This window comes from Fictibacillus nanhaiensis (genome assembly GCF_042686385.1).
Lineage (GTDB): Bacteria > Bacillota > Bacilli > Bacillales > Fictibacillaceae > Fictibacillus > Fictibacillus nanhaiensis.
In genome coordinates, this window is the sequence record NZ_JBHUPF010000006.1 from 1,713,805 (window position 1) to 1,724,945 (window position 11,141).

Genomic DNA, 11,141 nt, shown 5'->3' on the forward strand with positions numbered 1-11,141 from the left:
CTCTTTAAGTAACATGAAAAATAAAGTTAAGATATGAGGAGGTAATATGATTCTAGATACAGATGTTAAGTGGTTTATGTTTATTAATGAACGTGTTTCAACTTATCCGCTAATAGATCATTTAATGATTTTCTTTGCCGAATACGTTCAATATGCATTTGTTTTATTATTGATCATGCTGTGGTGGAGAAATAAAAAGAATGATAGGGTAATTGTATTTCAAGCCTTGTTTGCATTCTCATTATCATACTCAGTGAATCGACTGATTGAGTTGTTCATTTATCGAGAGCGGCCTTTTATCACTCATGACATCGTACAATTGGTAGAGCATACTGCGAACTCGTCTTTCCCTAGTGATCACGCATCATCTGCAATCTCCATTGCTGTCACACTCATATTAGTAACAATAAGATTTAGGTATTTATGGTGTATGATCGCTATCTTGATCACATTTTCACGAATATGGGTTGGGGTTCATTACCCATTGGATGTGATAGCTGGTGCGTTGAACGGGATCCTTATTGCACTTGTTACCCATTTTCTTCTTATTAAACAGAAAACAATAGCTGATTTTCTTAGAAGACCTATCTTTCATTCTTAATGATTTATATCTTCTACAAAAAAAGAATAACAGAGGCTAAGATAATAAGTTAGCCTTTGTTATAAACTTTTGTTCTATGAATAAATCATTCCTTTGTTCCTTTAATAGAAACTGTATGAAAACCCCTAGAATCAGGACCTCTTACTAACGAAACATCCTTAAATCCATTATTCATCATAAATGGCATCACTTGATTTTCTGAAACTTCCTTTACACTTTTCCACGTTTCATTATCTTTACCATTGGAAAAAGTAATAACCACAATTCCGCCAGGCTTTAGAACTCGATAGATTTCTGAAACGATTGAATCTATCTCATTCCAAAAATAAATGGTTTGAATACTGTACAACTTGGTGAACATATTGTCTTGAAACGGAAGATTGTTAAAATTTGCTTCTAGCAGTTTAGCTTTTTGATTGTTAATCGACTTTTTATTGCGAGCAGTAGCCGACCGAATGGCTGTCGCAGAAAGATCGATACCTACAATTTCCTGAACCTGATATTTTTCTGAAATCATTTGTATGGCATAGCCAGCACCACAACCAAGTTCTAAGACACAATCTTGATTTTGTAGCCCTAATAGTTTTATTGTCCACTCTGTTTCTGGTTTATGTTGTCTGACCATCTTTTCAACAATATATGTACCAATTAATCCTTTTGGCGTTTGGTAGTTCTGATCTACATACTCTTTTATAGAATGAAGTAATTTCATTGTTTTCTCCTTTGATATAAAAGCTTGTACTTAACTTATTCGTCTTATTCTAAAATACCCCTGTAAAAGAAGATATAAAAATAGCAAGGATTAACGATAAAAAAGTGAATTACCAGGAGACAATTCAAACATAGTAAGGACGGGTACCTGGTGTGCTAATTACATTTATATAGTAAGCCGATCAAAATCAAACAAGAATATATGAAAGAGCTCTGAAGCATCTTTTAGTATAAAACCTGAAGAAATGTATCAGTACGTAAACAACGATATGTATTGCATACACAATTTGAGTTAATTTTTTTACCTTCAACAAACTATGGTTAAGATATAATATGTTGTACGATGAAAAATTGTGATGCTTTGTCCCTTGACTTTAGATGTACTTGAAAGGATTGAGAGTATTGGATAAAAAACAAGTTACAATCATACCTTATTTACCTGAATTCGCAGAACAAACCGTTAGAATGTGGCGCGATAGTAAGTTCGAAGTAATTGGAGTAAAAGAGACTCATAGTTTTGAAAGTCATATCTATTTTTTGAACAACATCTTAACAAAAGAGTTTATTGTTGAGCTAGCGATTGTTAATGAAAGGGTTGTTGGGATAATTGCTTATCATGATTCAGAAATAAGCCAGCTATATGTACATAATGATTTTCAAAACGCGGGAATAGGTTATACATTGCTTCAACGAGCAAAGGAACGTTCTAATGGGAGTCTAACGTTGTTCACATTTGAAGTGAACAAAAAAGCACAACGATTTTACGAGAAGAACGGATTTAAGGTAATTGGGAACGGACATGAGAACGAAGAGAATTTACCCGATCTTCAGTACGAGTGGAAAGCAAAAAAATAAATGTGTAAGGAAAATGTATTAAGAAGTGGTTCTGATTATGTTTAAAATAACCCTACAAAGCTAGTATAGGAAAACGTGCGCTTTTAAAAAAGTTGCACGTTTTTTTGTTTAAATGGAAAAGAAGGGATAAGTGTTTGAGGTTCAGAATTAAACAATATACTCATGTTTAGCGTTTAAGGAGATAAGGATATGTTCGAAAAAAATTGTTATGATCTCATTTACGATGAACAGAATGGTTTAACACCCTTAGTCGTGATGATGTGTGGAGTAGCGGGTTCTGGGAAAACGACATTCTCACAACAGTTAGAGAAGAAGGGATTTGTTCGGCTTTCCATTGATGAAGAAATATGGTCTACACAGGGTCGTTGGGGAATCGACTTTCCTATGGAGAAATTTGAGGAATACAGAAAAGAAGCTGAAAGTAAATTACGACAGCGGCTAATTCATTACATTCACGAAAAACAACAAGTAGTCATTGACTTTAGTTTCTGGAATCGTTCAAGGAGGATTGAATATAAAAAGCTTATTGAAGAAGCTGGCGGTAAATGGAAGCTTATCTATTTAAAAGTCCACCCAGATGAGTTACGAAAGCGACTAAAGTTACGAAACGAACGTTTTGATGCGAATTCTTTCCCAATCTCAGAGGAACTATTAGTATCTTATCTAACTGGCTTTGAAGTTCCTATGGGTGAAGGAGAAATCGTAGTAGAAAATTAATTGATACATTTGGAAGGGAAAGTTCGTATGTTATCAACTCACAGTTATACCTATAAAACCAAAACTGAAAGAAAAGTAACAATAAGGGAGGCTTGCCTACAGGATGCTGAAAGGATGTTAAAGGCAGCTCCAAAAGCATTAGTGGACGCTCCTTACATGTTAACTACTGTTGAGGATCTTGAAAAATTAAGCCTCGAAGATATCAAAAGGGAGTTAGAATATTACGCGGCAAATGCAAATTATCTTAAACTCGTGGCTGAATATGAAAACGAGATTGTGGGTGTGATTGATTTTAGAAACGGAAACAAAGAAAAAATTGCACATCAAGGTTCTTTAGCGATGACCGTGTTACCTCACTTTCGAAATCTAGGAGTTGGAAGAGCACTCCTGGAATCATTGATCTCTTGGGGAAAGAACAGCAAAACGATCGAAAAGATTTGTTTGGAAGTTATGGAAGACAACCATGGGGCCATACAATTATATAAATCACTGAACTTTGTGGAAGAAGGAAGGAAAGCAAAAGCTGTTAAAATGGACGGTCGATATCAAGATTTAATCATGATGGCTCTATTTGTCTAATACATATTACAATTTATCGTCTTGAGCTACCTAGTGAAAATTAATAATATTGTGAAAAGTTTTAAAGGACAAGGAAGAAATTTCTCTCACCTTGTCCAAAAATCTTAAAATAAAATCTTATAAAGGTTTCATTATTCTTTTTCTTTTATCAAAAGTCACAATCTCAGAATAACCTGAATCCTTTAAGGTCTGCAAATTGTCAGAAACGTGTTTCCCTAGATCGTCTGGAAAATGGGCATCAGAGGATAAAGTGAAAACAACCCCTTTATTAAAAAGTACTGAAAGAAAAGATGGACTTGGACACATCTCTTTTACAGGATAGCGATAGAAGAGACCTGCATTGATCTCAGTTGCCGTGTCTGTTTCAACTAAGGCATCTGCGATTCTATTATAGAAAGGGAGAAGCTTTTCTTCTTCAGGCCGATGATTAAAGACCTTAAGATTATCAAGATGCGCTACAAAGTCAAAAAGGTTACTCCTTATCGCCATTTCAACTACTCCAAAGAACTCTTCATACGTTTTGAGTAGATCTATACTCTTAAATCGGTCTTGTGTCTCTGGGTTATCAAAACCCCAACCATTCAAGAAATGGACCGAACCGATCACATAATCCCACTCTACCAGAGATAAAAGTTCTCTGAGCTCATCCTCACATCCCGGGAAAAAATCACTTTCTATACCCAATCGTAGGATAACGCCTTTTTGTTCCCAACGTTTCTTTGCCTGATTAATAGCTGTAACAAACTCGTAGATGGATTCTGTCATGACCTGGTCAAGCCACTTTTGTTGAAGCGGTCCAATTTCAGGAGATGTAACATCCATATATTTTTCGTAATAAGACCGTGTTTCACGGAATCGGTAAAGATGGTCGACGATCCCGACCTCATTAATCCCCTTATTTAGTGCTTCTTCTAAATAGAGATCGAGCCATTCTTCTGAATAACATCCTTTGTTTAATCTATTATTTATTCTGGTTTCCGCTTTTTTTATCCATTCAATCGTATGTGGTTTTTCTTGTATGGGATGAAAATGATCTAATGCTAGGTTAGTACGGTCTAACCATCGAAAGGAATACGGCCCTTCTTCTAGGTGTAAATGATAATCAACTTTCAATGGATACCGCCTCCTTTGCTACAATCCAATCTATCCCTGTATCTTCTATGCACTGATGCCAGCCTTCAATGGAAGGAATATCCGTGATTATATGATGAAACCGCTCAAGTGGTGCAATCACAGAAAAGGAATGGCTATCAAACTTTGAGTGATCAGCTAACAAATAATTGTTTTGAGCAATTTCAATCATCTTCTTTGAAATCAGAGCTTCTTCGTTATCGTAATCAGTCACAACATCCATAGAAACTCCACCACATGAAATGTAAGCCTTATCGACCCTATATTGTCCTAGAAAATCAATAGCCATAGAACCTGAAACCGATTGTTGAGCTGCATTTAATGTTCCACCAATTAAAATTACGCTACCTTCAAATCTTCTAGTGAAGAGGGAGGTATTCAAGACGTTAGCAGCTGCAATCGAGTTGGTTAATACGGTAAGTTGTTTCACACCCTCAATGGCTTTTGCGAGTTCAAGCGTAGTAGTTCCACCATCAAGGACGATGGTTTCGCCATCTTTAATAGTTGTAGCTGCTTTTTGCCCGATCTGTTTTTTTTCATAAGCGCTGGTGTTCTGTCTTTTTGTAAAAGGTGGTTCATAGTGCATGCTAGATGATTTAACCGCTCCTCCATGCACGCGTTTTAAGATACCTTGTTGCTCTAATTCATCTAAATCTCTTCTGATGGTCTCTGGTGTTACTCCAAACTGATCCGCTAATTGAGTAACAAAAACCTTACTATTCGTCTCAAGTTGATTCATGATCTCAATCCGTCTTTTTTCGGAAACGATGTTCATGTTAGTGGAATCACATCCTCTTTTGATAGATAAAGGGTTTTAACATCACCGCTCTTCGTATATTCTTGACTTCTATGCAGATGTTCTGCCGAAAAGTGTTGAGTTCCCGTTTTTAACTGATATCGAACAACATTACCGAGTAACGAAACTTTTTGTACTTCACCTGTAACCTCGATTCCATCACCGTGAATGTTCGTTTCAGTAAAAGCTTCAGGGCGGATACCAAATAAACTTCCCTGGAACCCAGCATCGAAACCTACAATTTGTTGAAGTTCATCCGCATGTAACACGTTATAATGACCCATGAATCTTGCGACAAATTCACTATTTGGACGTGTATATATCTCGACAGGAGAGCCACTCTGTGCGATTTCACCATTGTTCATCAAGAATATACGATCAGAAATCGCCATTGCTTCTTCCTGATCATGGGTAACGAAAACCATTGTAATCCCTAGTTTTTGTTGGATGTCTCTGATCTGATTTTGAAGTCTAGCACGGATCTGAGCATCTAAAGCACTCAAGGGTTCATCTAAAAGAAGAACTTTTGGTTCTACAACTAGTGCTCTAGCCAATGCTGCCCGTTGTTGCTGTCCTCCAGATAACTCACGTGGATAGGAACGTTCCTTCCCATTTAAGCCGACAAGGTCTATCATACTTTTCACTTTCTTTTCAATCTCAGTTTTATTCAACTTTTTCATTCTCAAACCAAAAGCAATATTATCTTCTACGGTTAAGTTCGGAAAAAGAGCGTATGATTGAAAGACCATTCCTACTTCTCGGTCCTTTGGATTCATCGATATGACCTCTTTATCATCAATCACAATTGATCCGTTGTCGGGATCCACTAACCCTGCAATGGAGCGGAGGAGGGTTGACTTTCCGCAACCACTCGGGCCGAGGAGGGTGACGAGTTCACCTTCTTCAATGGATAAAGAGAGTTCTTTTAATACGTTTACTTCACCAAAGGCTAAAGAAAGGTTGTTGATTGTTAAAAAACTCATACGATCGGCTCCTTTTTCTTTAATTTCAAGGTTCCTCTACGACTAAACCTAACCATAATCCAACTTAGTACGAGTAACAATAAGAAATATGAGACGACGATAGCACTGGATAGGTGGCCAGATTCTCTCAAGCGACGGTACAAATAGATCTGAATCGTTTCAAAACTTCCGCCTACTAGAATATTTGCAAGAACAAACTCACCGAACAATACAGAAAATGATAAGAGTGAACTTACCATAATTCCAGGTGTTATGTTCGGTACAATCACTTTCCAAAAAGCTGTACTTCGAGAAGCACCTAACAGTTCAGCTGCCTCTACAAGTGTTTTTGCGTTTACCGTTCTTAAACTATTTCGTACACCTTGATACATAAAGGGAAGGATAAGAACAAAATAAGAACCTGCAAGAACAATGACCATTGGTATACCACTCTTTGAATAAATACTTAATAACCCGACTGCGGCTACTACTCCTGGCATTGCATATGGAAAAAGAACGATGGTCTGTAGCCACTTTTCATATTTAGGAGCATAAACCGTAATGGCGAATATAGCAGGTACCATGATTAAAATAGAAACGATCATCGTTCCTCCTGTAAGCTGGATCGTTCGCCATAGTGCGTCAATAAAACGTGGATCGTTATATAGGTCTACAAACCATTTTAGTGTTAATCCTTCTGGAAGAATCGTCTTGTTCCACGTTGTAGATAAGGAATAAAGAAAAGTCGCTAATAATGGAATAAATAGATACAAAAATGTTATCGTTACAATGATTTTATGGGTACGCATGTTTTCCTTCACGCTAGGTCCCTCCTAACAAGGCGCATCAGCCATTCATTGATCAGAAGAGCGATGATCATGGAAACTCCTAAGAATACCGCAAGCGCACTACCTAATTCAGGTTGTGCGAAAATATCACCTGATATCAAAGCTCCGATCCTTATCGGAAGGAGGTTGAAATTACTCCCAACAAGCGCATAGGCCGTTGCATAAGCTCCCATCGCGTTTGCAAAAAGGATACTAAAGGTTCCTGCGATCCCTGGTAAGATGAAAGGAATCCCAATCTTCAACCAAAACTGCAGGGGAGAAGCACCTAATAAAGTAGCTGCTTCTTTCCACCTTTTTTCGATCCCAAGGTAGATCGGGTACAAGAGCATGATAGCAAGCGGAATTTGAAAATAGATATAAATAATGACTAGTCCAAACCAAGAGTATAGATTAAATCCTTGAAGAAAACCGATGCTCAGCTCGTTAAACAATATCGTAAACAATCCGCTTGTCCCAAGTAAGACAATATAAGCAAATGCGAGAGGGACACCAGCGAAGTTTGAAGTCATATTTGCGAGTAACAACAAACGTTCTTGCACTTTTGGTGAAAACTTTGTAAACGAATAAGCAACGAAGACGGCTACAAGTATGCCAATAAGACTGGCTGTGAAAGAAATCAATACCGAATTTCCTATTGCTTGAAGATAAAACTTATTTGTAAAAACTTCAGTGTAGTTGAATAGAGAAAAACCGGCTTCACCATTTTTTTTAAAGCTTGAGATGATCATCGCAATGAACGGAAGAAATAAGAAACCAATAATTAAAACAAAAAAGGGTGTTGCGGTTAGCCATAGAAATCCATTTGTTTTTTTCTTCATCTGTTATAACCACCTTACGTTACTGATTCAATAAACCAGGAAGTTCAACTTTTATCATCTCTTTAGAAGGAGATATCCCTAACAAGTGACAAGCTAGTGGTGCCAAATTCAACTGTCTGACCACCTGATCATAATCATCAGGTCGTACTTTATCGGATATCACGAGAAGAGGAACATCTCTCACATCATTCAGTGTTCCACCATGGTCACCGTCATCGTTCATGCCATGATCGGCTGTAATGATAATCTGATAACCATTGTCTATCCACTGAGGCAAGATATTAGCCAATATAATGTCCGCACGAATGGCCGATCCTCTGTACTCTTTAGAATCTGCTGTATATTTATGTCCCGTATCATCAATGTTCATAGAGTGCACATATAAAAAATCAGGTTGATACGTTTCCATTAGATGGTGTGCATCTGCAAATAAATGAGAGTCAGGATAGTGATCTTCTGAATAAAAAATACCATGTTGAATGGCTCTATCTTCGTCATTTTGAAAACGGTCGGTTAACTGTACAAATGGTGCTTTGTTGTATAGTTCGCTTACCCAATAGTAGGAAGCTGTTGCGTTTGTTAATCCGTTCTTTTTTGTTAGATGAAACAAACTTTCTTCTTTTGATAAACGAACCGTCTGATTCGTTAATATGCCATTTTTATGAGGTAAAGTACCAGTAAGCAAGACCTCATATAGAGGTCTCGACATACTTGGCACTTCAGATTTAACAAGATAACGAGCAGCTATTTTCTGTTCGACTAAGTGACCTAGATAGCCCATCTGTTCAACGGCTGTTTGATATTGAAGGCCATCTAACATGATAAACGCTAGTTTATTTGACATTGATGAGAACCTTCTCTTGCCACATTTGTGGTAGTGATTTCATCGTTTCATCCCACTTTTTCATATCTTTAACGGGCTTTGCATTTTTGTACATATCTTCTGGAAGTAACTTGCTTTTAGCATCTGCTGGAATTTCTACGTTTTCACGTATCGGACGTGCATATCCTCGTGCCAGGTTGGCTTGTCCTTCGTCAGAGAGAATAAATTCTCTTGTTAACTTAGCAGCATTAGGATGTTTTGCGTCCTTATTGATAATGGTTGTATAACCACTTACAACAGAAACATCGTTCGGAATTGTTACTTCAAAACGGTTTTTATCAATTTGATCGCGATAACCTAGAGAATTGAAATCCCATAAGATCGCGACGTCTACTTCACCTTTTTCTAAGTTTGCAACCGTAACATCAGAAACGGAGAGTCTGTTATCTTTCGCAAGTTTAGCGAAATACTTAATTCCAGGTTTAATATCTGTTTCATCTCCGCCATTTGCCATAGCAGCCGCTAGAACAGCAAATTGTGCTTGATTTGCCTTCATGACGTCTCCAACCGCGACTTTATAGTTTCCTTTTTCTAAGTCAGCCCATGACTTAGGGGGATTCTTAACACGGTCTTTATCAGTAATAAATGAGATGGTACCCTGGTAACTTGCAGCCCAATGACCTTCTTTATCTTTTGCCCATTTCGGGATGTCATCCCAATTTTCGGTCTTATAGGGTTGTGTCAATCCTTTTTCTTTTGCAAGAGGTCCGAACGATAAACCAACGTCTCCTATATCCGGACCACCTGGGCCAGCTGATTCAAATTTTGCTAACTCCTCAGCACTAGACATGTCGGTGTCCTTATGATTAATTCCGTATTTTGTTTTGATGTCTTTCCACGTTTCAATCCAGTTTGCCCATGAATCAGGCATACCTACACTGTCCACTTGACCTTCTTCTTTCGCCTTTTTTGTGATCTGATCTAGACTTAAATTTTGATTTTCTTGCGTCTTGTCTTGATTATCATTACTCTGACCGCAGCCTGCTAAGAGTGAAATGGAAAGCAAACTTGCAATCGATGTTTTTGCAAAGTTGTTCAGTTTCATTTTGAAACCCTCCGTGTTGTTTTTGTGTTTGAATGATGTTGCATTTGACAATTTGATTCTACAAAACAAACGTAAAAACAAAATTAATGAGAAGTAACGATTTTGTAAATTTGTATATCAGAATTGTAAATGTAATGGATAGTATGTAATAAAATTTGAAGAAATATGTTGTGAACAATGAATAATGATTAAGGAATACTAATAAATTTGAAATGATTGGAATCCAATGATGGTTTATAGTTGATATAAGAAATGATCAGTTAATTTATATTGACTGGAGGAATAGTATGGAGCTTTCACTAACAGAGCGTCTTAAGAAATACTATTGGTATCTATACCCGAGTGTCATGATCTTGATGGTTAGTAATGAAGTTTTATATGGACAAGAACTTCAATACTATGGATTATCTGAAATGGAAGACATCGGGCGACTACTTTTTGTATTATTAGTAAAAGCGTTCGAAAGTGCTCTAATTACCATTTTGTTAATAGGGATATATATGAAGTTGAAATCAATGTATAAAAATAAAAAGAGACATTGAGGTTAAAATGAGCGAAAACAAAGAACACTGGAAACCACTTTCGGTCGACAAAATCCAAGAAATATTCAGCCCGATTCCTATCCAATGGTGGATTGCTGGTGGCTGGGCATTGGATTTGTATCTCGATAGAATTACACGAGAACATGATGATATCGATGTTGTTATTTTAAGATCGCAACACCTACTTTTACAAAGATATTTGGAAAGTGACTGGGTAGGGTACAAAGCATTTAAAGGAAAATTATTGCCCTGGAAGAAGAACGAAAAGCTAGAAGCTCATTTTGATAATCTCTGGTTTAAGAAAAACGGAGAGTCTAGCTGGGCTTTTCAAGTGATGATCCTAGATTCAGAGAATGATTATTGGATTTACAAACGAAATGGTACAATAAGAAGGAAGCTAACGGATATCGACTTGAAAACTTCTGAGGGAGTTCCATACATAAAACCAGAAATTCAGCTTTTATATAAGGGTGGAAGTTCGGTGATCCGAGAAAAAGACATGGTAGACTTAGAAAATGTCTTGCCTCTCTTAGATGATACAAGTCGAGATTGGTTAACAAAATCATTAATGATTCAATACCCAAACGGACATCAATGGATCGAACGAATAAATGCGTTCAGAGATAGCTCGCAAAATAGGAAACGAGAGTAAG

The 11,141-nt window shown here is 37.1% G+C and carries 14 protein-coding genes; 6 read left to right on the plus strand and 8 right to left on the minus strand.

The features are described 5' to 3' along the window. Positions 1 to 46 precede the first annotated feature (46 nt). Positions 47 to 601 carry an undecaprenyl-diphosphatase gene (locus ACFS5O_RS12345; RefSeq protein ID WP_205726618.1) on the plus strand — a complete coding sequence of 185 codons (555 nt, stop codon included), beginning with the start codon at positions 47 to 49 and terminating at the stop codon, positions 599 to 601. A gap of 85 nt (positions 602 to 686) precedes the next feature. Here ACFS5O_RS12345 and ACFS5O_RS12350 read toward each other — a convergent pair whose 3' ends face one another. Next, entirely contained in the window at positions 687 to 1,313 is a 627-nt protein-coding gene (locus ACFS5O_RS12350) for a class I SAM-dependent methyltransferase (protein ID WP_205726617.1), read from the minus strand. 401 nt (positions 1,314 to 1,714) lie between these two features. Between ACFS5O_RS12350 and ACFS5O_RS12355 the strand changes: the two genes are divergently transcribed. The 3 genes from ACFS5O_RS12355 (at position 1,715) to ACFS5O_RS12365 (ending at position 3,463) form a co-directional block, all read left to right on the plus strand. After that, positions 1,715 to 2,167, plus strand: a complete 453-nt coding sequence (locus tag ACFS5O_RS12355; protein ID WP_318300233.1) for a GNAT family N-acetyltransferase — start codon at positions 1,715 to 1,717, stop codon at positions 2,165 to 2,167. A 189-nt stretch (positions 2,168 to 2,356) separates the two neighbouring features. After that, positions 2,357 to 2,884 carry a P-loop nucleotide/nucleoside kinase family protein gene (locus ACFS5O_RS12360; protein ID WP_205726615.1) on the plus strand — a complete coding sequence of 176 codons (528 nt, stop codon included), beginning with the start codon at positions 2,357 to 2,359 and terminating at the stop codon, positions 2,882 to 2,884. 27 nt (positions 2,885 to 2,911) lie between these two features. Continuing rightward, positions 2,912 to 3,463 (plus strand): GNAT family N-acetyltransferase, encoded by a 552-nt coding sequence (locus ACFS5O_RS12365; RefSeq protein ID WP_205726614.1) that lies wholly within the window; start codon positions 2,912 to 2,914, stop codon positions 3,461 to 3,463. A 117-nt stretch (positions 3,464 to 3,580) separates the two neighbouring features. On the opposite strand, the gene ACFS5O_RS12370 is transcribed toward ACFS5O_RS12365, so the two are convergent. Genes ACFS5O_RS12370 through ACFS5O_RS12400 form a run of 7 tightly spaced genes read right to left on the minus strand, consistent with a single transcriptional unit; the run spans position 3,581 to position 9,946 of the window. Then, the gene (locus ACFS5O_RS12370) at positions 3,581 to 4,576 is read right to left on the minus strand and encodes a histidinol phosphate phosphatase domain-containing protein (protein WP_205726613.1); all 996 of its coding nucleotides are present in this window, start codon (positions 4,574 to 4,576) and stop codon (positions 3,581 to 3,583) included. After that, a complete protein-coding gene (locus ACFS5O_RS12375; protein WP_205726612.1) occupies positions 4,566 to 5,369 on the minus strand; it encodes a DeoR/GlpR family DNA-binding transcription regulator in 804 nt (267 codons plus the stop codon). The genes ACFS5O_RS12370 and ACFS5O_RS12375 overlap by 11 nt, the downstream gene beginning before the upstream one ends. After that, on the minus strand, positions 5,366 to 6,373 hold the full coding sequence (locus tag ACFS5O_RS12380) for an ABC transporter ATP-binding protein (RefSeq protein ID WP_205726611.1): 1,008 nt from the start codon (positions 6,371 to 6,373) through the stop codon (positions 5,366 to 5,368). The genes ACFS5O_RS12375 and ACFS5O_RS12380 overlap by 4 nt, the downstream gene beginning before the upstream one ends. Next, the gene (locus ACFS5O_RS12385) at positions 6,370 to 7,161 is read right to left on the minus strand and encodes an ABC transporter permease (protein WP_205727296.1); all 792 of its coding nucleotides are present in this window, start codon (positions 7,159 to 7,161) and stop codon (positions 6,370 to 6,372) included. Before ACFS5O_RS12385 ends, ACFS5O_RS12380 begins: the two co-directional genes overlap by 4 nt. Positions 7,162 to 7,169: 8 nt before the next feature. Then, a complete protein-coding gene (locus tag ACFS5O_RS12390) occupies positions 7,170 to 8,018 on the minus strand; it encodes an ABC transporter permease (protein ID WP_205726610.1) in 849 nt (282 codons plus the stop codon). A gap of 19 nt (positions 8,019 to 8,037) precedes the next feature. Further along, positions 8,038 to 8,862, minus strand: a complete 825-nt coding sequence (locus ACFS5O_RS12395) for an alkaline phosphatase family protein (protein ID WP_205726609.1) — start codon at positions 8,860 to 8,862, stop codon at positions 8,038 to 8,040. Next, positions 8,852 to 9,946 (minus strand): ABC transporter substrate-binding protein, encoded by a 1,095-nt coding sequence (locus ACFS5O_RS12400; RefSeq protein WP_205726608.1) that lies wholly within the window; start codon positions 9,944 to 9,946, stop codon positions 8,852 to 8,854. The genes ACFS5O_RS12395 and ACFS5O_RS12400 overlap by 11 nt, the downstream gene beginning before the upstream one ends. A gap of 287 nt (positions 9,947 to 10,233) precedes the next feature. Here ACFS5O_RS12400 and ACFS5O_RS12405 point away from each other — a divergent pair, with 287 nt between their 5' ends. Next, entirely contained in the window at positions 10,234 to 10,488 is a 255-nt protein-coding gene (locus ACFS5O_RS12405; RefSeq protein ID WP_205726607.1) for a hypothetical protein, read from the plus strand. A gap of 7 nt (positions 10,489 to 10,495) precedes the next feature. Continuing rightward, positions 10,496 to 11,140 (plus strand): nucleotidyltransferase domain-containing protein, encoded by a 645-nt coding sequence (locus ACFS5O_RS12410; protein ID WP_205726606.1) that lies wholly within the window; start codon positions 10,496 to 10,498, stop codon positions 11,138 to 11,140. Position 11,141: the final 1 nt, after the last annotated feature.

Excerpts from the sequence above, each read along its gene's own strand:
- ACFS5O_RS12390 (WP_205726610.1), bottom strand. The coding sequence starts at position 8,018 with ATGAAGAAAAAAACAAATGGATTTCTATGGCTAACCGCAACACCCTTT.
- ACFS5O_RS12380 (WP_205726611.1), bottom strand. The coding sequence starts at position 6,373 with ATGAGTTTTTTAACAATCAACAACCTTTCTTTAGCCTTTGGTGAAGTA.
- ACFS5O_RS12395 (WP_205726609.1), bottom strand. The coding sequence starts at position 8,862 with ATGTCAAATAAACTAGCGTTTATCATGTTAGATGGCCTTCAATATCAA.
- ACFS5O_RS12385 (WP_205727296.1), bottom strand. The coding sequence starts at position 7,161 with ATGCGTACCCATAAAATCATTGTAACGATAACATTTTTGTATCTATTT.
- ACFS5O_RS12345 (WP_205726618.1), top strand. The coding sequence starts at position 47 with ATGATTCTAGATACAGATGTTAAGTGGTTTATGTTTATTAATGAACGT.
- ACFS5O_RS12360 (WP_205726615.1), top strand. The coding sequence starts at position 2,357 with ATGTTCGAAAAAAATTGTTATGATCTCATTTACGATGAACAGAATGGT.
- ACFS5O_RS12365 (WP_205726614.1), top strand. The coding sequence starts at position 2,912 with ATGTTATCAACTCACAGTTATACCTATAAAACCAAAACTGAAAGAAAA.
- ACFS5O_RS12410 (WP_205726606.1), top strand. The coding sequence starts at position 10,496 with ATGAGCGAAAACAAAGAACACTGGAAACCACTTTCGGTCGACAAAATC.
- ACFS5O_RS12350 (WP_205726617.1), bottom strand. The coding sequence starts at position 1,313 with ATGAAATTACTTCATTCTATAAAAGAGTATGTAGATCAGAACTACCAA.
- ACFS5O_RS12400 (WP_205726608.1), bottom strand. The coding sequence starts at position 9,946 with ATGAAACTGAACAACTTTGCAAAAACATCGATTGCAAGTTTGCTTTCC.
- ACFS5O_RS12375 (WP_205726612.1), bottom strand. The coding sequence starts at position 5,369 with ATGAACATCGTTTCCGAAAAAAGACGGATTGAGATCATGAATCAACTT.
- ACFS5O_RS12405 (WP_205726607.1), top strand. The coding sequence starts at position 10,234 with ATGGAGCTTTCACTAACAGAGCGTCTTAAGAAATACTATTGGTATCTA.